Source organism: Rathayibacter sp. VKM Ac-2759, assembly GCF_009834225.1.
Taxonomy (GTDB): domain Bacteria; phylum Actinomycetota; class Actinomycetes; order Actinomycetales; family Microbacteriaceae; genus Rathayibacter.
The window spans coordinates 3,359,839-3,380,054 of the sequence record NZ_CP047176.1 but is presented as its reverse complement, the minus strand read 5'-3'; the positions used below and the strand labels follow the sequence as shown (position 1 = coordinate 3,380,054).

Genomic DNA, 20,216 nt, shown 5'->3' with positions numbered 1-20,216 from the left:
TCGCTCACGACGGCTCCTCGTCCGGGCCGGAGGCGCTCCACGCGATCGCGAGGTCGCTGCGTCCGCCGGGCGGCAGCCCGGTGAGCGGCCCGAGCACCTCCAGCTCCACGAGGTGGGCCGACGGGAGCAGGCCGGCGAGCGCGTCGATCGGGGCGGCGGTGGGGCGCTGGAGCCACACCTCCACCCTCGAGCCGCCGTCGGGCCACTCACCGCCGGGCTCGGGGTCGGTCGCGAGGCGGAGGGAGGCACCGGACGGCTCGCGGTACTGCACGGATCCCGAGGCCCGCGGATAGCCGCGCTTGGCGACGCCGGTGCCGAGGGGGAGGACCAGGTCGCGGCCGTCACGGGAGGACGAGACCGCGCCCTCGTACGAGCCGAGGTCGAGCTCGATCGGGTCCTGATCGTGCGGCACGGCGACGACGCCGTCGGGCGCGGTCGCGACCTGGCACACCTCCCAGACCGCCCACCTCCGCTCGGTCGCGGAGACGTTCTCGAACGTCACGCGCTCGGTGAACGACGTGCCGGTGCGCGGGATCGTGAAGCGCCGCGTCACCCGGAGGCCCGACCGCGGGTCGTCCGGGCTCGTCAGCACCACCTCGACGCCCGGGGCATCCCGCGTCCACTGCGAGGCCCAGGCGCCCGAGTCGAGCACCCGGTCGGGCGGCCCGGCCCACTCGTCCGGCCCGGACCAGCCCTGGGGCGCGGGCCACGTCTTCGAGCCGCCGAGGTTCGCCCAGGTCGCCATGCCGCCCTTCCCGGCGGGCCAGGCCGACACGGGCACGATCGGGGTCAGCGCCGCATCGACCAGCTCGGGGTTCTGCCAGAGCAGCTCGCGCCCGCCGACGACGAGCGAGAGGAGGCGCCCGCCGCAGCTCGGCGCGAACACCAGCGCGAGATCGGGGGTGGTGACGGCGAGCAGCGGCAGCTCGGCCGTGCCGCGGGGCTCGACGATCACGGCACCTCGGGGAGCGTCGCGCGCAGGTCGGCGGCGACCCGGCGCAGCTGCGCCACCTCGGCGTCGCGGAGCTGCTGCGGATCGGTGTGGAACAGCAGCATCGTCGGCAGCGAGGTCGCGAAGTAGTCGACCTCGCCGGGGGTGGCGGCGAGCTCGTCGACGAAGGCCTCGAAGCGGTCGAGGACGTCGGTCGCGCCCCGCTCGTCGCCGAGGCGCGCGAGGGCGAGGATCGCCGCGGCGCTGCGCTCGGTGAACGGCTGGGCCGCCATGCCGGCGAAGTCGCGGGTCGCGCGCGACGACTCCGCCCAGGCCTCCCGCGCGCCGGCGGTGTCGCCGCAGGCCGCGAGCGCGTCGCCGAGCGCGAGGTGCAGCTCCGCGGTCGTCGCGAGGGGATGCCTGGCCTCTCCGAGGGTCGGCGGAGGCGTCAGCGCCGCCATCACGAGGGATCGCGCGGTCTCGGGATCCGCGGCCGCACGCGCCGCCGCGAGGGAGGCGTCGTCCCAGGCGCCGAGCACCTGGCCCTCGCCGCCCTCCCACGGCTGGAACCGGCGCGACGCGATCGCCCGCAGCGCCTCGTCGTGCCGGCCGACGGCGGTGAGCAGCCGCGCGGAGACGACGCTGAGGTCGTCGCGCTCCTCGACGAGCGCGGGCTGCGCCTCGAGGGCCGCGAGCCGGGAGGCGGCGCTCTCGCCGCGGCGCTCGGCCAGCTGGTCGGCCTCGAACAGCAGCCGGGCGTCGCCGGGCAGGCGTTGGCGGGCGGAGGCGTAGTGGCGCGCGGCGAGATCCGGGTCGTGCAGCACGTTGTGGGCGGCGACTCCGAGGTTGCGCTCGACGAGCGCAGCGGCCGAGTCGTCGAGGTCGCCCGCGAGCGCCGCGTGCCAGGCGTCGATGGCGTCGGCGCCGCGACCGCGGTCGTAGCGCCAGCTGCCGAGCAGCGACCAGGCCAGTCCGTCGCGCGGGTCTCGTGCGACCGCCTCCTCGAGCACCGCGATGTCGTCGAGCCGCGAGGGGAGGCAGTGCGTCGCGTCGCGGTGGCGCGCCTCCGGAGCGGCCCGGCCGAGGAGGGCCGCGCGGTGGTACGCGATCAGCGGGCCGACGTTGACCTGCCCGAGCGCGGTGGTGCCGCTGTCGGCCAGGTCGAGGACCTCGAGCGCCTCGTCGACGAAGCCCGCCGACGCGTACTCGAGCGCGATGTCGAGCAGCGTCGGCGCATCGGCGGTGAGCGGCCCGCCCGCCAGGTGCCGCGCCCACTGGTCGAGCGGGTCGAGCGCGAGGGTCTCCTGCAGAAGCGTGTCCGCCTCCTCCGACCGCCCCAGGGCCCGGAGGTTGAGCACCAGCAGATCGCGCGCCTGCAGGTTCTCGGCGTCGTACCGCAGCACCGTGCGCAGCAGCTCCTCGGCGCGGGCGGGGTCGGCGGCGCCGGCGATCCGGGCGAGAGCGAGCGAGGCGGGGGCGACCCACGCGGCGTTCCAGGCGGCCTTCGCGAACGCCTCCGCCGCCTCCTCCGCGCGACCCAGTCTCCGCAGGGTGAGGCCGAGGCGGTAGTGCGCCTCGCCGTCGGCGGGGTTCGGCGCCCAGGCGAGCTGGCGCGCGAGGGCTCTGCGGAGGAGCACCAGCGCCTCCTCGTAGCGGGCGGCGCCGTGGCGGCGGGCGGCGAGCGCCACGTTGCTGCGCAGGTCGCCGGGATCGCGGCGCAGCGCCTCCTCCCAGTACGGCTCGGGGGAGCGCGTGGCGTGGCGGTACTGCTCGAGGTACTGCCCGATCAGGAACAGCTCGTCGACGGTGCCGACCTCGGCCGGCCTCGGCGGCGCGACGGCGGGCGCGGGTGCCTCGCTGCGTCGCTCGGTGCGCTCGAGGGCGGAGCCGCGGACCGCGACGAGCAGGCGTCCCTCGTGCCGCACCTCGACCACGAGATCGGCGAGCCGGACGCCCGGCGGCACGGGACGGTCGGCGACCACCGGAGAGCCGGGCGCCGCGTCGTGGAGCGTGGCGACGCCTCCGCTCACCGTGATCTCGAGACCGGAGCGGACCGCCGTGACCGCCACGCCGATCCGCAGCACCGACTCGTCGACCAGGTCGATGCGCAGCGCCGCGTCGCGCGTCGCCTGCTGCGCCGGCCCGATCTCGGTGATCGGGTACCAGTACTGGCTGAAGGCCTTGGTCTCGCCCGGAGCGAGGAACGCGAAGTCGGGCTGGTTGTCGGTGTAGACGCCGGCCATCAGCTCGACGTAGGGGCCGTCGCCGTCGGTGAGGTTCGCGTCCCAGGCGTGGCCGAACGCAGCGTCGCCCCAGGTCCACTGCTTCTTGCCGGGCGAGATCGCGCGGTCGGCCCAGTGCACGAAGCCCGCGCGGCGGCCGTGGTCGTAGCCGCCGAAGAAGGCGTCGGCCGTCTCGGTCACCATGTACGAGGTCGGCACCGGGATGTTGCGGTACCAGTCGAGCCGGTCGGCGTCGGGATGCTCCGCGTCGACGCGGGCCGGGTAGTCCACTCCGTAGTACTCGCCCTCGACCCGGGGGAACGAGACGACCGCCCGCTTGGCGTGGTCGGCGACGTACTCGACGTCGGTCGGGAAGAACGACTGGTAGTCGTCGTTCACCGCGGCTGCGACGTTCGCCCACCAGAGGAACGTCTGCGTCTCGTCGCTGCGGTTGAACAGGCGCACGCGCGCCTCGATGAGCGAGGAGTCGGGGCGGAGGCGGATCCCGTGCATCCCCTTCATCCGCGCGAACGGATCGTGGTCGGAGCACCAGACCGTCACGGCGCCGTCGTCCTCCCGCTCGATCGAGACGTCGGTGGGCAGGAAGGTCGCGGGCCGGTGGTGCTGCGGCCAGTTGAACTCGATCCCGCCCGAGATCCACGGGCCGGCGAGCCCGACCAGCGCGGGCTTGATCACGTTGTTGCGGTAGAAGACGTCGTAGTCGGCGCTCTTGTCGTAGGCGATGTGCAGCCGGCCGCCGAGCTGGGGGAGCACGACGAGCCGCAGCCAGCGGTTCTCGAGGTGCACCGCGTCCCACGCGTGCGGAGCCTTCTCGGCCGCGATCCGCTCGTGGAAGGGGAGGGGGAACACCCGCCCCGACGACCCCTGGTAGACGCGGGAGTCGAGGAACGCGGGATAGCGGTCCGGCTCGCCCGGCAGGTACGTGTCGATCACGAGCGGCTCCGCCCAGGCGGCGACGCCCGCGCCGGCCTGATCGACGGGGACGGGAGGGAGGACCAGGGTCGACTCGGCGGTGAGCATGGCCTCAGCGTAGGAACGGCCGGTGCGCGGTGGAACGACCGATCCGGCGGCGTGCCTGGACGGAACGACGACGGTGCACCAGGCTGGCCGGATGGCGATCACCGACGGATTCCCCGGGCAGCGGCTGCTGGTGATGCCGCGGCCGCGCGTGCAGGCCGTCCTCGCCGGTCCCGGTGCCTCGCACCTCGTGGTCACCGATTCCGGCTACTTCCCCGAGGCCCGCGCGCACGGCAGGACGCGGACCGAGGGGATCGGCGAGGGCATCATCCTGGTCTGCACCCACGGTGCCGGCTGGTGCGAGGTCGGCGGGGTCCGGCACCCCGTGCGGGCCGGTCAGGTCGTGATCCTGCCTCAGGGCACCCCGCACTCCTACGGCGCCGACACCGCCGCCCCCTGGACACTCTGGTGGCTGCACGTGGTCGGCCGCGACCTCGCCGAGTTCCTGCGGGTCGCCGGAGTGACGGCCGCGGCGCCGGTGCGCGAGCTCTCCGACACCTTCCGCATCGTCGCCCTCGTCGAGGAGGTCGTGCAGGCCATGGAGCGCGACCAGACCTTCGCGAGCACGCTGGCCGCCTCCGGGGCCGCCTGGCACCTGATGGCCCTGCTCTGCGCCGAGCGGACGGCCGGGGCGCCGCGGGTCTCGGCGATCGACCAGGCGATCGAGTACCTGCGCCAGCACGTCACCGACCAGATCTCGATCGCCGATCTCGCGCGGATGGCGCGGCTGAGCCCGTCGCACTTCGCCGCCCGGTTCCGCCAGGAGACGGGATCGTCGCCGCTGAAGTACCAGACGCAGCTGCGCATGGCGCGGGCGCGCGAGCTGCTCGACACCACCGACCTGCCCGTCGCGCAGATCGCCGCCCGCGTCGGCTACGCCGACCCGTTCTACTTCGCGCGCCAGTTCACCTCGGTGCACGGCATGCCGCCGATCCGGTACCGGCGCGAGGGGAAGGGCTGAGGGTCAGCGCGCTCCGGTGAAGAGGGCGTTGCACTCGAGCTGCAGGGCGACGTCCTCCCACATCGGGTGCTGCGGCGCCGCATTCGAGCAGACGATCGAGCCCCGGGCGCCGACCCGCCGCGACTCGCGCATCGCGAGCCGGCAGTACTCGGCGCCGATCGGTCCTTCCTCGAAGCGGCCCTCGAGCGGCGTGTAGCCGACCCAGCCCTCCCCGAAGACGAGGGGGATACCGCGCATCGCCGCGTGATCGGCCGCGACCGCGATCCACGTCGTGAGCGTCGCCTCCATCTCGAGCTGGTGGCGGCCGTAGTGCTCGTAGAGGAACCGGTCGATCTGCTGCGCGTCTCCCCAGTCGTGCGCGTAGATCTCGCCCTTGCCGACGATGGTCGCGGTCAGCTTCCACTGCGACTCCGGCGGCAGCGTCCACTCCGCGATCGGAGGCGCCCCGTCGAGCAGGAAGGTCTCTGCGGCTTTCTCCTGCGCGAACTCCTCGATCGGCCGCCGCAGCGCGAAGTCGCGGATGAAGTCGTCGAGCACCCCGTAGATGTAGGGGTGCACGACGAGCACGTCGGAGTTCCACGGGATCCCGCGCATGCCGCCGACGGGCACGTGCGCGTAGTTGACCGAGCAGGGGACGCCGGGCGCGAGCTCGTGGAAGCGGTCGATGCCGCGGGTGAGGCGGGGGCGGAGGGCGAGGGTGGCTTCATCGAGGTTGCTGTACTCGAGCCCCGCGGTGAGGTGGCCGGCCTGGACCTCGTTGTGCAGCTCGACGAAGGCGATGCGGTCGTCGAGGTCGTGCTGCTTGAGGAACGCGACGAGTCCCGCGTGCGCCTCCGCCAGCCGCTCAGCACGCTCCTCCGGGGCGATGGACATCAGCGCGTCGAACCACGCGCGATCCTCCGCGAAGGAGGAGGACTGCTGGTACTCCCAGGACGAAACGATCACGAACACGTCGTGCCGCTTCGCCGCCTCGAACAGCTTCAGGAGGTGCTGTCGCGCGTCGATGACGGTCGGCGCCTTGACGTCGTACCAGCGCACCCGCTGCGCGTACCCGCCGCCGAGCGGGCCGAGCTTGAGCGCGCTCGTGTCGATGTCCGTGCCGAACAGCAGGAACGGCATCGCGCAGATGCGGATCGTGTTGTACCCGCGCTCTGTGGCGCCCGCGAAGGCGGCGTCCAGGTCTTCAAACGGCTCGCCCGGGCCGGTGCGCACGTACCAGGAGAAGTCCCAGAGGGTGATCGTCAGCTGGTCCGGGATCTGCGGCGCGAGCGGTACGGGCGGGGTGCGGGAGTCGTACTCGTCGATGAGCATGGCGCCAGCGTAAGGAGCGGGTGAGGTGCGGGCCTATGGCGGATCTGGCGGAGTTGCTGGACGATACGACGGGGTGCTGGGTGTCCAAGTGGTTAGTGCTGTGATGGTCGGTAGGCGATCAAGCGCTGATCGGCCGCAGAGCAGCGCGGTGGCAGGGGTTCTGCTGCCTGGACGATTTGGTGGTCGGGGTTGTAGCGGCCGAATCGGGAATGCCAGGTGCGGGATCCTGTGTCCGGCGAGTACAAGCTAGATCGAGCCGCGCTCACCTCAGGTGGCGCCTCTTGCGGCGTGGTCCCCGCGGTACGCGGTCCAAAGCGACCTTAGATTTCGGCACAATCACGCTCCGAGACTGTTGCTACTTTCGGCAGCGATCGCGCCGGGAGCCAACGGCCGCCGAGCTTGGTCCGCCGCGTTGCGTCGGGTCGAGATTCTGATCCAGATCCATTGCGTTGCCACGAGAATGACCTCAGTGCAACGCGTCCTGTCCTTGCCGAAGGTGTTGCGCTGGGGTGAACCCCACATTGACAGGTGCTCTCTCGCAACTCCCGCCGGGCACACCATCTCGCAGCGCCGTTGCGCAACGAAGTTCCAAGACACCGAGCACGGCGCCAGCCAGCCGCGCCGATAGAATCGCAACGATGTCTGCGAATGAGGGGGATCGGCTTGCCGCCGAGCAACGAGCGCGGGTTCTGATCGATCGCCAGCTCGACGCGGCGGGCTGGGCGGTGCAAGACCGCGCTGGACTTAACCTTTACGCCGCGTCAGGTGTCGCTGTGCGCGAGGTGCACATGAAGGCGGGCCACGGGCGGGTTGATTACCTCCTATATCTCGACCGACGCGTGGTCGGAGTCATCGAGGCGAAGCCCGTCGGCACGCCGCTCGCCGGTGTGGAGTGGCAGTCGGCGATGTACGCGACGGGCTTGCCGACCGATGTTCGCCTCAGTGCACTCACGAAGGATGGCCGTTTGCCCTTCGTTTTCGAGGCATCCGGTGGCGAGACGCGCTTCACCAACGGCTACGATCCCGAGCCGCGCGCCCGTCTGATCTTCCACTTCCCCAAAGCCGAGACGCTCGCACGAACGATCCGCGACGCCGAGGACAGCACTGGCGACGAGCCCGCGACCTGGCGCGGCCGAGTTCACGCGATGCCGCCACTCGCCGAAGCCGGAATGCGAGACGCGCAGATCGAGGCCGTGACGGGCATCGAGAAGGCGTTGCGCAATCAACAGTTCAGTCGCTCTCTCGTGCAGATGGCTACTGGTGCGGGCAAGACATTCACCGCCGTGACCGAGTCGTACCGTCTCCTCAAGTGGGGCGGCTTCAATCGGGTGCTGTTTCTCGTCGACCGCAATAACTTGGGAGACCAGACGCTCGGCGAGTTCCAGAACTACCGCACCCCCGACGACGGCAGGCGATTCACCGAGCTGTACAACGTCGGCAAGCTCACCCGCGCCGGCATGCCAGATTCGACGAAGGTCGCGATCTCCACCATCCAACGGGTCTTCAAGGTCATCAAGAACGAAGCGGTGCCGGAGGGCGACGACTCGAGCCTGGACGATTTCATCCCCGCGGCGCCCGTCGAGGTCGCCTACAACGCGGCCCTGCCACCCGAGACCTTCGATCTCGTGATCGTCGACGAGGCGCATCGCTCGATCTACGGTGTATGGCGCCGCGTGCTCGAGTACTTCGACGCTCACGTGATCGGCCTTACCGCGACGCCGGGCAAGCAGACGTTCGGCTTCTTCCAGCAGAACCTCGTGTCCGAGTACACCTACACGGAGTCGGTGGCCGATGGGGTGAACGTCGACTTCGACATCTACCGGATCAAGACCGACATCACCGAAAACGGTTCGCTGATCGAGGCGGGCACGATCGTGCCGAAGGTCGACAAGCGCACACGCCTGCAACGGCTCGAGGCGCTCGACGCCGACCTCGAGTACTCAAAGGCCTACCTCGACCGTGCCGTCACCGCGAAGTCACAGATCCGTCTGGTGCTGGAGACGTTCAGAGAACGGCTCTTCACCGAAATCTTTCCTGGCCGCCGCGTCGTGCCGAAGACGCTGATCTTTGCCAAGGACGACAACCACGCCGAAGAGATCGTGCAGACGGTGCGCGAAGTCTTCGGCAAAGGGAACGACTTCGCGGCGAAGATCACGTATAGCGCGAAGGATCCGAAGGGTCAGCTCAAAGCATTCCGCACCAGCCCGACTCTGCGAATCGCGGTGACGGTCGACATGATCGCCACCGGTACCGACGTAAAGCCTCTGGAGTGCGTGTTCTTCATGCGCGACGTGCGTTCGGCCCAGTACTTCGAGCAGATGAAGGGCCGCGGCTCGCGCACCATCGACGACGCGACCTTCCAGGCGGTCACCGAGGATGCGGCGAGCAAGACGCGCTTCGTCATCGTTGATGCCATCGGCGTGACCGAGCACGACTTCGTCGAGCCGCCGCTGAACCGCGAAAAGGGAATCAGCCTCGAGAAACTGCTCGGTAAAGCGGCCTCAATGACGTTGACCGAGGACGAGACGGCGACCCTCGCCAGTCGCCTCGCAGCTCTCGAACAGCAGGTCACTCCTGCCGAGCGGACCGAGCTCGACGACGTCGCCGAGCGTCCGCTCCGCCAGATCGTGCGTGGACTTGTCGACGCGGTGAATTCGGATCTCCAAGCGGCGGTGATCGAGGCCAACCCTGGTACGGATCCGGCGAAGATCGTTGAAGACCTGCTCCAACACGCGCTGCGGCCGATTGCCGCCAACCCGGATTTGCGCACGCGCATCCTGGAACTCCGGCGCAGCCACGATCAAACCATCGACGAGGTCAGCGCCGACCACCTCCTCGACGCGTACGGGGTGATGGAGCCCGATCGCGCGAAGTCGACGATCGAGTCATGGCGCGCCTACCTTGCGGAGCACCGCTCTGAGATCGGCGCTCTTGAGCTGATGTTCGACGCGAAGGGTCGGGGCATCGGCTTCGCCGACATCCAAGAACTCGCCGATCGGATTGCCCGCCCACCGTACCGCTGGACCGTCGACCTGATCTGGAACGCGTACCTCTCTGTCGGAGTCGAGTATCGAGGTAGGCCGGAGACCCGCGACCGCCACACCCTCACGGACCTAATTTCGCTGCTGCGCTACGAGACGGTCAGCGAGCAGGCGCTTGTGCCGTACAGCGATCAGGTGATGGAGAACTACGCTAACTGGCTCGCTCGGCAGGATCAGGGTGGCGCAAGTTTCACCGATTCGCAGCTCTGGTGGCTCGACCGCATCGTTCAGGTGGTCGTCAACTCGGCCGGCATCGACGCCGACGACCTCGATGAGGCCCCCTTCACCGAGCGCGGCGGCATCGACGGGGCGCTCCGCGATCTGGGGGACGGGGCGGGCGAGTTGGTGGATGAGTTGAATCGGGAGTTGACGGCTTGATGAACCCACACGATTCGTGGGCGTTGCGTCAGCTCGGAGATCTCGTTGACGTGCTCGACCGTCGCCGGGTTCCCGTTAGCGCCGCCGAGAGAGCGAAGCGTCCTGGAACGGTCCCCTACTACGGGGCCGCTGGACCGGTAGGCACGATTGACGAGGCGCTCTTTGACGAGCCACTAATCCTTCTTGGGGAGGATGGAATCCAGTTCTTCGATCCGAGTAAGCCAAAGGCATATCTAATCGATGGCCCCGCTTGGGTTAACAACCATTCCCACGTGCTCAGGGCTAGGCCTGGGGTTGATCGCCGATGGTTAGGGTACTTTTTGAACATAGCGGATTATCGCGGATACGCGAACGGAACCACGCGCCTGAAGCTCACTCAACTCGCCATGAAATCGATCCCGGTACCAATTCCTCCTATTGAGGAGCAGCGCCGAGTTATCGCGATCCTCGAAGACCACCTCTCGCGTCTCGATGCTGCGGACAGCTACCTTTTCTCGGCGCTGCATCGAGCCGATCTGCTGCGAGCCCGAGTTCTTTCAGAGATTCCGTTTGATGATGTTATTAGCCTCGCCAAACTGGCGGTCAAATCTGACTACGGAACTTCCGTGAAATGCGTCGTCGGAGGGCCGGGGCCCGCAGTAGTTCGCATACCGAACCTGATTGACGGCCACATCGATCTCAGGGACGAGAAGAGAGTGGCGACGTCAGATGCCAATGTAAGTGGATCATTGCTCTCTCCCGGTGATTTGCTTATCGTCAGGACGAACGGCTCGCCAAGCCTTATTGGACGGTCTGCCGTAGTTCAAGACGGTGTGGAGGCCGCTTTTGCATCCTACCTGATTCGATATCGAGTAGATATGAACTTGGTTCGTCCTGAATGGGTTCAGACAATCCTGTCTACTCCGTCAGTCAGAGCGACACTGCAGGCCCTCGCCGCATCGAGTGCCGGCCAGCTTAACCTGAGTCTTGGAAAGCTAAATGGGCTCATGATCCCTGTCCCTTCCCTGAGCACCCAGGACGAGGTGATGACCCGTATTCAGGCGATTGAGGCGCAGCGGCGAGAGGCAATAGGCGTGACGAACGTCGCGATGCGCCGTTCACAAGCCCTCCGCCGCGCCCTGCTCGACGCCGCGTTCTCCGGGCGGCTCGCGGGGGTGCCCAACCCGGCGGCGGTAGTTGAGGACATGATCGGGGCATGAACGGCAAGCAGATGAAGCTCTTCCTCGTCGATGGCACGCCGAGGGGCCTGACGACGGCGGAGATCACCAACTGGACGGGGCACGTGCTCTCCGCGCGGCGCTCCGACCTGGCCGAGCCGCTTAAGCGGGAAGAGGCCGAGCGCACCGGCGTCTACCGTTTACTCGGCGAAGATGAGGGGGCGCTCGGCGAGACTCGGTGCTACATCGGTGAGGCCGACGTGGTCGCGACCGGACTGCGGAGCCACGTGCGCGACAAGCCGTTCTGGAATCAGGTCGTGGTCATCACGTCTAAGAACACCAACCTCACGAAGTCGCACGGCAAGTACCTCGAGTCGAGGCTTATCGAACTCGGCACGCAGGCGGGGCGCGTCACCCTCGCGAACGGTTGTGCGCCGCCGATGCCGCGTCTGCCGGAGGCCAATGCGTCCGACATGGAGTACTTCCTCAAGGCTGCCCCGGACCCGTTGGGCGACGGCACCGTGACGAACGACATCTCACTCGACGAGATCCTTCGCTCGGCACCCGGGCCGGACCTCGACGGCGGAATCGAGCTCTCGGACGAAGAATTCGCCTCCTTCATCAAAGCGGTTCGCGGGTGAGCGAGCCCGGCCCTGTGCTCGTCGATACGGACGTCTTCAGCCACCTCTTCATCCGGAGTCCGTCGGCTGCCACTGATCTAGACGCGCAATGGCGGCTGACGCTTCGTGGTCGACGGGCAATCATCTCGTTTCAGACCCGCACCGAAGTGCTCCAAGGAGCAGTTGCAGCGGGCTGGGGGCAGACGCGGTACGTGCGGGTGCGATCGATCTTGGACGAAACACCAACGATCGGTGTAGACAACGCCGTTATCGATGCGCACGCTCAACTTTTCGCCGAATGCAGACGCAGTGGCCATCCGTTACAGAGCAAATTGCACACCGGCGACCGATGGGTCGCAGCGTGCGCTATTCCGAAAGACGTGCCGATCTTGGCCGTCGACCGCATCTACCAGAACGCGCCACGGCTCGAACTGGCCACCAATTGGAGTACCACGAACGATGTCTGAGTCTCGCCGCCTTGTTGACAAGCTGTGGGCGTACTGCAATGTGCTACGCGACGACGGCGTCGGCGTCATCGAGTACACCGAGCAGCTGACGTACCTGCTTTTCCTAAAAATGGCGCACGAGCGCGCGAACCGCAAACTCAAGCCACAAAAGATCGTTCCCAACTCGTACTCGTGGCAACGATTGCTCGATGCCGAGGGGACAGCACTCGAGGCGGAGTACACACGCATCCTCACCGGCCTGGCTCAGCAGCCCGGCACGCTCGGCGTCATCTTCCGCAAGGCGCAGAACCGGATCCAAGACCCGGCGAAACTTAAGCGACTCATCGTCGACCTCATCGATCGCGAGCAGTGGTCGGCGTCGGGCACCGACATTAAGGGCGACGCCTACGAGCAGCTCCTCGCGCGCGGCGCCTCCGACAAGGGCTCGGGCGCGGGCCAGTACTTCACTCCACGCGACCTCATTCAGGCGATCGTTGACGTGATTCAGCCCGGGCCCGGCGACACCGTCGACGACCCCGCGTGCGGCACCGGCGGATTCCTGCTCGTCGCCCACGACTACGCGTCCCAGGGCGCCGAGAACCTCACCCCTACTCAGCGCGATCACCTGCGCGACGGCTTCGCTCACGGCACGGAACTAGTCGATGGCACCGCCCGCCTCGCGGCGATGAACCTGCTCCTGCACGGCATCGGCACATCCAACGGTCCGTCGCAGATCGACGTCCGTGACTCGCTCATCGCGGACTTGGGTCAGCGCTACTCCGTCGTGCTCTCCAATCCGCCATTCGGTCGCAAATCGTCGCTGACGATGATCGGAGCGGACGGACGTGAAGCACGCGAAGACACCGAAATTGAGCGCGCTGACTTCGTCGCGACCACGTCGAACAAGCAGCTCAACTTCGTTCAGCACATTATGACGATCCTCGAGATCAACGGTCGCGCCGCCGTCGTGCTGCCTGACAATGTTCTGTTCGAAGGTGGCGCGGGTGAGATCCTCCGCCGAAAGCTGCTCGCCGACTTCGACCTGCACACCATGCTGCGGCTGCCCACCGGCATCTTCTACGCGCAGGGTGTGAAGGCGAACGTGCTGTTCTTCGACAAGAAGCCGGCGAGCGAGAGGCCGTGGACTCAAAAGCTGTGGATATACGATCTGCGCACTAATCAGCATTTCACGCTCAAGCAAAACCCGCTGCGGCGGGCCCATCTCGACGAGTTCGTCGAGAGTTTCGGCCCCGGCCGTCCGCGCACCAGACGTGTTGACACGGGCGAAGACGGGCGTTGGCGCTCCTTCGGATACAACGAGCTGATCGCCCGCGACAAGGCAAACCTCGACATCAGCTGGCTGCGCGACGACTCCCTCGAAGACCTCGACTCCCTGCCCGCGCCCGACGTGATCGCGAGAGAGATCGTCGAAGACCTGACCGCAGCGCTTGCTGAGTTCGAAGCCGTTGCGCTCGCATTGGAAACGGCGGCCGATGGGCGCTGATGGACCTCCAAACGCGCGACCTCGACCGCGTAAGCCGCGTTCGCGTGGGCCGCGTTCGAGGTCTTTAGGTCAGCGACGAGCTCTTGTTCCTATAGTGCCCGCGGCGAACCCCACTTACGGTCGAGCGCCGCGTGCGTCTCCTCCGCAAGGCGTGACGCTTCCGCCCACTGATCGCCCGCCAGCCGCGCCGGCTGTTCGATCAGGGCCGGCAGTGCGGTGGCCGCTCAGGCGCCGTCCCTCCAGCTCTGCATTGCCCGGCTTGTCGGATTAGTCGCGGAAGTAAAGGTAGCGACTTCGCTAGTTCGCCGCCGAGCTTGCCAACGCTGCTGGCCGAAAGCGCAAAAGGAGTCTGTCGATTGCCAACCTGACATGAGGCAATTTATCGGACAAACCCTCAGGTTCTTGAGGGAACGAGAGATGGCGGGCGACAGACACTCGTTATCGTGCCGGGCGTGAAGCGTGGGAGCGGGGCGCTTGTGGGGACGAGTCGGCGTTCGCGCTGATCCCCCGCACTTCGTCGCGCACGGCCGAGCTCGGTCAGACAGACCATGGCCAAACAAGACTGGGCGTCAGTCACGAGGACGCATCCGCGGGGCAAGGTTTCGAGTGCCAGAGCGCATACTGCCACCAATGTACGCGATCACCGACCGGGATCTCATGCTGGTAGTGCAGGCAAATCGCGGTTCAGCGTCCGCCAGCCAGGGCAGGACATAGTTGAAGCTCCTCGGCAACACTTCAGCCTGTCACGCCACGGCCCGGCGGCGCACGAGGCGCCTGTTCCTGCGACCCGTAGGTCTCACGCTGCGACGCTCGCGGGTTCTCGGTCGTATCTCCGCTCCGTCGAGACGACGGCCGCCCCGTCACTCGGGCTGCTGGTCGACGCCGAGGCATTTGGTCGTGAGTGAGTAGTAGAGCTCGTCCTCGCTCTTCCAAATCTCAGCCGAGCCTCTCGAAGCCGCGTTCGAGGAGAGCGTCCTGCGCGGTCGAGTGTGTGGTTCCCGCTGCGGCCCCGGCGGGGATCGGCAGGAATCCGTTTGCAAAAAACTTCGGACCGTAGCGGCAGGCGACTTCGCGGAAGACGATCGGTGATGGTGCGTTCGTATCTAGACCGACGCCCGCCATAAGGATGTTTGCGACTTCCGCCGCTTCCCGCTGGGCGGCTGCATTGCTGACGCCGTCTTTCTGCAGCTCGGCCGCGTGTGCTCGCGCTGCTGTGTTCTGAGCTGCTGCTCGGGCTTCAATGGCGACGGGGTGTGCCGCATAGAGCGCGAGCAGTCCTACAGCGGTGATCGGGGCGGCGCGTCCTGGGCTCCGGCGGCGTTCGAGCGCGAGCCCTGCGGCGAGCAGGCTCGTTCCGGCGCACGCGCGAGCGATCGTCCTGAAGGCGATGCCGCCGCCGACGAGCTGCGTGCCGTCGGGACACAGCACGCTCGTGGGCAGTGCCCACCGACCAGGCGTTCCGCCACCGCCATCGATGCCGGCGAAGTCGAGATCCCTCCGCCGCAGGGAACGCGATGGTGCTGCTGATGCACCTCGCGCAGACCGGCAAGCTGTCCGTCGCGTTGACAGCTATAAGCTCGTTTCTGTCGAGGAAGATCTCGGCCAAAGTATTTTGGGGGAACTGTGGCTCGACCGGCCTCAACTGAAGCGCGGACCAGCGTGTATCACGTAACCGGATTGGTTACCCTTGATGCCGCTGTGCAGTCCAAGTATCGCAAGAAGGATGGATTCACCTCGGTCCGAGTTGAGGTCGGGTCCCGCTCGGGTCTATTGATATCCGGCAAAACCGAAGGTAAGGATGTCAGCTGGGCGCCTGTTCTCCGCGGTCTCACAAGCGAGCAAATTGACCTATCAAACGTTACAGCCGCCGCAGTCCTCATAATCCCGGTCGCGAAAAAAAGCAAAATCCCCGCGGTGGAGAAGATTGCGCAGAAAGTGGCTTTCGTCGAGACGAACACTGGGCAAGTCCCATCTACCGATGCGCCGGACGAGGATAATGTCGACCTCACGCTGAATGATGAGAAACGTCTGGAACCGGAGGCGGCGTGGGTGCTGACCTACGGAATGGGGTTTCAACTGCTCGACCAAGATCGTGTTGACACGGGCTTCGGCCAACGAATTGCCATCAGGAGCGCAAACCCTAAAGATCTCAACTCCGTCACACGTGTCACACTTGACGAGAGATCCCGTGTCGAGCGGTCGACGATCCCCGCGGGAGCTCACCTCCGGGGTTTCGGTCTAGGCGATCTTGGGGAACTAGTCACCCGACTCGTAGCCTCTGCAAAGATACCTGGCCTGAGTAGTGGCGACAAAGTCATAAAGGTCCGTGGCGCGGACGCACTCAGTATCCCCCTCTCCAAGAACCCGGCCACTCTGCTAAAAGACCTGAAAGTCATCGAAAAGCTACAAGACAAACCGCCGGCAAGCCGGGAACTTGGATTTCTTGAACAGCTTGCTCTTGTCAAAGACCAAGAACTGATAACACTACTAGATGGCCTATTACTGCAGGCAATCGGAGAACCCGAGAATCCCCTGCTCGCTTTGTCGTGGCCGCACGAAAAGATTGACGAAAATGGGACACCGTCGTCATTCAAACTGATGGGGTTTGGTCGAAGTGAACCTCAGGACGACGTACCGACGCTTCCCTCAATCCTCACGCCAATCCGCGCGGTGTCTACAAACGAGCGTCAACAGCAGCTGGAGCGCACGGCGGTCATGCTATTTCGTGATTCGGATGGTAAGGATCCGATATCGCCGCGCATACCTGCACGCAGGTGGTTGGCTTTTCAAGCCGAGGTTGATGACCGACGATTCAACTTGCATGACGGAAAATGGTACGCGATGGAAAAATCGTATGCGGAGCAAGTTAAAGAACGAACCGCGGAAATTTTCGAACTCGGACCTGGGGTGTCAAAGATCCCGAATTGGCCCGCATCCGCTTCCGACGAAGCCTCTTATAACACCCTGTTAGCTCAAGAGCTTGGTGGCGTCTGCCTCGACCGAAAGCTAATGAGGAGCGATTTTCACAAGCATGGAATCGAAGCATGTGATGTCCTCTTAGAGGATGGTACCTTTATTCACGTAAAAAATATCGAGTCGTCCTCTCCTGCAAGTCACCTCTTGGCGCAGGCGTTGGTCTCGACGGAAGTCCTAACTTTCGACAAGGTGGCGCAGCAGGATTTTCGGAAGAAGGTCAAGAAGGCTGGTTGGGATCCGAAAAAATACTCGGGTCGGCCGAAGCGGGTGGTCCTTGTTGTTGCGAGGCGAGGGGCCACGATAACGCCGGACAGTCTCTTCACGTTCACCCAGGTGAATCTGTCTCGTCAGGTCGCCCAGCTCGGAGCGCAAGGTGTAGAAGTCTTCATCGCACCGATTGAGCGGGCGTCGGCAGAACAGAAGTAGCCTCGCCTCCGAGTGGACTGTCGACGAGACGCTCGACCATTTTGCGGACGACGGCGTCTTGGATGGCCAGCGAGATCTCGTTGCGCGCTTCATCGCCGATTTCAAGTCCGATGAGCTCGTTCGCCCTCCGAGTGAGGCAGAAGTTAGCGCGAGCGCCGGTCTACTTCGGCGCTGGCGCGCGCAGGAGACAGGCGTTTTGCCCTTCTCGGCGACATCCGATAATCGTGAATATGTCTGGCTCGGCGGCGAGTGCAAGGTGCCGCCCTCGCCGCCGGCATGGCCGTCAAGACTCCGAGAGCGCCGCGGGCTTGTCGACCACGGTGCGCGGGCCGTTGGGGAACAACTTCCGCCGGGCATGCGCCGCGCGCGAGTCCCGCACCCTCTCCTGCTTACTCGAGCAGCTTCCCCGCCGTCTCGACCTCGCCGATCAGCGCCTGGATCTCCTCCGGAACCGCCGGTATCTCCTCGCGTGTGATCCCTGTGCGCGGCGACCACACCAGGTTCACCTGAAGGGCAGGGTCGATGTCCGGGTAATCGCTACGGTTGTGGCAGCCGCGGCTCTCTCGGCGCTCGAGTGCGGCTTCAAGGGTGGCCCGCGCGGCCATAGCAGCCGACTTCAGGTCGAAGGCGTGCGCGAGGTCCTGGAAGCCGGCGATGTCGGGGTGGATGCCGATGTCGGCGATGCGGGCCTCGATGGCGTCGAGCTCGGCGAGGCCGGCGAGCAGGCCCGCCTCGTCGCGGACGACTCCGGCGTGCTCGGTCATGGTGTTGCGGATCGCGCGCTGCAGGGCGCGGACGTTCTCCTCGCCGTCGGCGGCGAGCAGGTGGGCGATCTCGTCGCGGGCGACCTGCACGGAGGCGGCCGAGCGGGTCTGCGCCGTCAGCGACGACGAGTACTCCGCGGCGGCCTGGCCGACGATGCGGCCGAAGACGAGCAGCTCGATCAGCGAGTTGCCGCCGAGACGGTTCGCGCCGTGCAGGCCGCTGGAGGCCTCGCCGATGGCGTACAGGCCGGGGACGTTGGTGCTGTGGTCGTCGGAGCGGACCCAGACTCCGCCCATCGAGTAGTGCGCGGTCGGCGCGATCTCGATCGGGTCCTTCGTGATGTCGAGCATCTGCAGCTCGAGCATCGTCTGGTAGACGCGGGGGAGGCGGGTCATGATCGTCTCGCGCGGGAGGTGCGAGACGTCGAGCCAGACTCCGCCGTTGGGCGTGCCGCGGCCCTCCTTGATCTCGGTGTAGCAGGCGAGCGCGACCCGGTCGCGAGTCGAGAGCTCGAGGCGCTCGGGGTCGTACTTGCCCATGAAGCGCTCGCCGAGACCGTTGCGGAGGATGCCGCCCTCGCCGCGCGCGGCCTCGGAGATCAGAGTGCCGGCCGCGTTCTCGGGCTCGATGATGCCCGACGGGTGGAACTGCACGAGCTCGGGGTCGCGCAGGCGCCCACCGGCTTCGACGGCCAGACGGAACGAGTCGCCCGTGTTCTCGTCGCGGCGCGAGGACGTGCGGCGCCAGATGCGGTTGTGGCCACCGGCGGCGAGGATCACGGCGTCGGCGTGGATGAGGTAGCGGGTGCCGTCGACGAGGTCGAAGCCGTAGGCGCCGAAGACGGCTCCGTCCTCGTTCACGAGGATGCGCGTGACGTAGACGGTGTCGAGGATCGGGATCTCGAGCTGCGCGGCGCGGTTGACGAGCGTGCGCTGGATCTCGAGGCCGGTGTAGTCGCCGGCGAAGGCGGTGCGGCGGTAGGTGTGCGCGCCGAAGAAGCGCTGCGAGATGCGGCCGTCGTCCTCGCGGGCGAACGGCATGCCGTAACGCTCGAGGTCCTGGATGCCGCGGGCGGCGTTCTTCGTCACGATCTCGACGGTGTGCGGGTTCGCGAGCAGGTACGACTCGGTGATGGTGTCGGCGGCGTGCTGCTGCCAGCTGTCGTCGGGGTCCATCGTAGCGAGGGCGGCGTTGATGCCGCCGGCGGCGAGGGAGGTGTGCGCGTCCGACTTCGAGCGCTTGCCGAGGGCGAGCACGTCGACGCCGGCCTCGGCCAGCTCGATCGCGGCGCGCAGGCCCGAGCCGCCGGTGCCGATGACGAGAACGGAGGTGGAGATCCGACGCTCCGTGGTGGGTGCTGAGGTGCTCATTCCTCCACGCTAAGCAGCGCTTCTCCATTACTCCAATGCATATACCGGGTGGTGAGCATGCGCGTACGCTATGACCATGAACTTCGAGCAGCTGACCGGCTTCGTCGAGGTCGCGCGCCTCAGCAGCTTCACCCGGGCCGCGGAGGAGCTGCATCTGGCGCAGCCGTCGCTGAGCCGCCAGATCGCGTCGCTGGAGCAGGATCTCGGATCAGAGCTGTTCCACCGGGCTCGCACGGGCAGCACCCTCACCCCGGCCGGCGAGCTCCTGCTGCCGCTCGCGCGGCGCATGCTCGCCGATGCCGAGTCGGTGCGCCGCGAGCTGGCCGAGCTGGCCGGACTCGAGCGCGGCCGGGTGCGCTTCGGCGCGACTCCGACGCTCTGCATCAGCCTCGTCGCGGAGGTGCTGCACGCGTTCCACGCCGCTCATCCCGCCATCGAGCTGCACCTCGCCGAGGACGGCTCGCGCAGCCTCTTCGACCGCCTCGCGCGCGGCGAGCTCGACCTGGCGCTCGTGACGACCTCGACGGCGGCGTTCGGCGGCGCCTTCACCGTGACTCCGCTGCTCGTCGAGGAGCTCGTCGTGGTCTCCTCCGCCGCGGAGCCGCCCCTCACCGACGGCGACGCGCTCGATCTGGCGGCCGTGGCCCGCCTGCCGCAGATCGTCTTCAACTCGAGCTACGACCTGCGCCGGACGACCGACGCCGCGTTCTCGTCGGCCGGCCTCGTGCCCGACGTGGTGCTGGAGGGCGCCGAGATGGACGCAGTGCTGCGCTTCGCCGAGCGCGGCCTCGGGATCGCGGTCGTCCCGGCGATGGTGCTGCAGGGCCGCCCCGGCCTGCGCTCGATCCGCATCGAGGAGCCCGACGGGCCCCGCCTGACCCGCACCATCAGCCTCGCCCGCCCGGCGGATCTTGCGCCGACGGCGGCGGTGCGCGTGATGCAGCGCACGATCGCGGCGACGGCGCGGGCGTTCGCGGCGCAGGCGGGCGGGACGATGCGGGTGGCGGAGGGAACGTCTCCTGCGGACGGGGGCGTTGCACGGGGGCAGGCGGCCGTGGATCGGTAGCGAC

At 67.1% G+C, this 20,216-nt stretch carries 13 protein-coding genes; 8 read left to right on the top strand and 5 right to left on the bottom strand.

The window, feature by feature from the left end:
- Positions 1-4: 4 nt before the first annotated feature.
- Complete coding sequence (locus GSU68_RS15810; protein ID WP_159909615.1) at positions 5-955, bottom strand: DUF4380 domain-containing protein; 951 nt, start codon at positions 953-955, stop codon at positions 5-7.
- Positions 952-4,194, bottom strand: coding sequence for a DUF5107 domain-containing protein (locus GSU68_RS15805; RefSeq protein ID WP_159909614.1), 3,243 nt, complete (start codon positions 4,192-4,194; stop codon positions 952-954). The genes GSU68_RS15810 and GSU68_RS15805 overlap by 4 nt, the downstream gene beginning before the upstream one ends.
- A gap of 91 nt (positions 4,195-4,285) precedes the next feature.
- Between GSU68_RS15805 and GSU68_RS15800 the strand changes: the two genes are divergently transcribed.
- Complete coding sequence (locus tag GSU68_RS15800; protein WP_159909613.1) at positions 4,286-5,152, top strand: AraC family transcriptional regulator; 867 nt, start codon at positions 4,286-4,288, stop codon at positions 5,150-5,152.
- Between the two features lie 3 nt (positions 5,153-5,155).
- Here GSU68_RS15800 and GSU68_RS15795 read toward each other — a convergent pair whose 3' ends face one another.
- Positions 5,156-6,463, bottom strand: a complete 1,308-nt coding sequence (locus GSU68_RS15795; RefSeq protein WP_159909612.1) for a cellulase-like family protein — start codon at positions 6,461-6,463, stop codon at positions 5,156-5,158.
- A 638-nt stretch (positions 6,464-7,101) separates the two neighbouring features.
- On the opposite strand from GSU68_RS15795, the gene GSU68_RS15790 reads away from it, so the two are divergent.
- Genes GSU68_RS15790 through GSU68_RS15770 form a run of 5 tightly spaced genes read left to right on the top strand, consistent with a single transcriptional unit; the run spans position 7,102 to position 13,609 of the window.
- Positions 7,102-9,882, top strand: coding sequence for a DEAD/DEAH box helicase family protein (locus GSU68_RS15790; protein ID WP_159909611.1), 2,781 nt, complete (start codon positions 7,102-7,104; stop codon positions 9,880-9,882).
- Complete coding sequence (locus GSU68_RS15785; protein ID WP_159909610.1) at positions 9,882-11,081, top strand: restriction endonuclease subunit S; 1,200 nt, start codon at positions 9,882-9,884, stop codon at positions 11,079-11,081. Before GSU68_RS15790 ends, GSU68_RS15785 begins: the two co-directional genes overlap by 1 nt.
- Positions 11,078-11,680, top strand: a complete 603-nt coding sequence (locus tag GSU68_RS15780) for a GIY-YIG nuclease family protein (RefSeq protein WP_208544592.1) — start codon at positions 11,078-11,080, stop codon at positions 11,678-11,680. Before GSU68_RS15785 ends, GSU68_RS15780 begins: the two co-directional genes overlap by 4 nt.
- Positions 11,677-12,126 (top strand): PIN domain-containing protein, encoded by a 450-nt coding sequence (locus GSU68_RS15775; protein ID WP_208544591.1) that lies wholly within the window; start codon positions 11,677-11,679, stop codon positions 12,124-12,126. The genes GSU68_RS15780 and GSU68_RS15775 overlap by 4 nt, the downstream gene beginning before the upstream one ends.
- Entirely contained in the window at positions 12,119-13,609 is a 1,491-nt protein-coding gene (locus GSU68_RS15770; RefSeq protein WP_159909609.1) for a class I SAM-dependent DNA methyltransferase, read from the top strand. The genes GSU68_RS15775 and GSU68_RS15770 overlap by 8 nt, the downstream gene beginning before the upstream one ends.
- 936 nt (positions 13,610-14,545) lie before the next feature.
- On the opposite strand, the gene GSU68_RS15765 is transcribed toward GSU68_RS15770, so the two are convergent.
- Complete coding sequence (locus GSU68_RS15765) at positions 14,546-15,037, bottom strand: hypothetical protein (RefSeq protein WP_159909608.1); 492 nt, start codon at positions 15,035-15,037, stop codon at positions 14,546-14,548.
- 270 nt (positions 15,038-15,307) lie between these two features.
- On the opposite strand from GSU68_RS15765, the gene GSU68_RS15760 reads away from it, so the two are divergent.
- Positions 15,308-17,011, top strand: a complete 1,704-nt coding sequence (locus GSU68_RS15760) for a DUF6119 family protein (protein ID WP_159909607.1) — start codon at positions 15,308-15,310, stop codon at positions 17,009-17,011.
- A 389-nt stretch (positions 17,012-17,400) separates the two neighbouring features.
- Here the strand turns inward: GSU68_RS15760 and GSU68_RS15755 are convergent, their stop codons facing one another.
- Positions 17,401-19,146: an FAD-binding protein gene (locus GSU68_RS15755; RefSeq protein ID WP_159909606.1), complete on the bottom strand. Its 1,746-nt coding sequence runs from the start codon at positions 19,144-19,146 to the stop codon at positions 17,401-17,403.
- 76 nt (positions 19,147-19,222) lie between these two features.
- Here GSU68_RS15755 and GSU68_RS15750 point away from each other — a divergent pair, with 76 nt between their 5' ends.
- On the top strand, positions 19,223-20,212 hold the full coding sequence (locus tag GSU68_RS15750) for a LysR family transcriptional regulator (protein WP_159909605.1): 990 nt from the start codon (positions 19,223-19,225) through the stop codon (positions 20,210-20,212).
- Positions 20,213-20,216 lie beyond the last annotated feature (4 nt).

Excerpts from the sequence above, each read along its gene's own strand:
- GSU68_RS15805 (WP_159909614.1), bottom strand. The coding sequence starts at position 4,194 with ATGCTCACCGCCGAGTCGACCCTGGTCCTCCCTCCCGTCCCCGTCGAT.
- GSU68_RS15800 (WP_159909613.1), top strand. The coding sequence starts at position 4,286 with ATGGCGATCACCGACGGATTCCCCGGGCAGCGGCTGCTGGTGATGCCG.
- GSU68_RS15795 (WP_159909612.1), bottom strand. The coding sequence starts at position 6,463 with ATGCTCATCGACGAGTACGACTCCCGCACCCCGCCCGTACCGCTCGCG.
- GSU68_RS15790 (WP_159909611.1), top strand. The coding sequence starts at position 7,102 with ATGTCTGCGAATGAGGGGGATCGGCTTGCCGCCGAGCAACGAGCGCGG.
- GSU68_RS15785 (WP_159909610.1), top strand. The coding sequence starts at position 9,882 with ATGAACCCACACGATTCGTGGGCGTTGCGTCAGCTCGGAGATCTCGTT.
- GSU68_RS15780 (WP_208544592.1), top strand. The coding sequence starts at position 11,078 with ATGAACGGCAAGCAGATGAAGCTCTTCCTCGTCGATGGCACGCCGAGG.
- GSU68_RS15770 (WP_159909609.1), top strand. The coding sequence starts at position 12,119 with ATGTCTGAGTCTCGCCGCCTTGTTGACAAGCTGTGGGCGTACTGCAAT.
- GSU68_RS15755 (WP_159909606.1), bottom strand. The coding sequence starts at position 19,146 with ATGAGCACCTCAGCACCCACCACGGAGCGTCGGATCTCCACCTCCGTT.
- GSU68_RS15750 (WP_159909605.1), top strand. The coding sequence starts at position 19,223 with ATGAACTTCGAGCAGCTGACCGGCTTCGTCGAGGTCGCGCGCCTCAGC.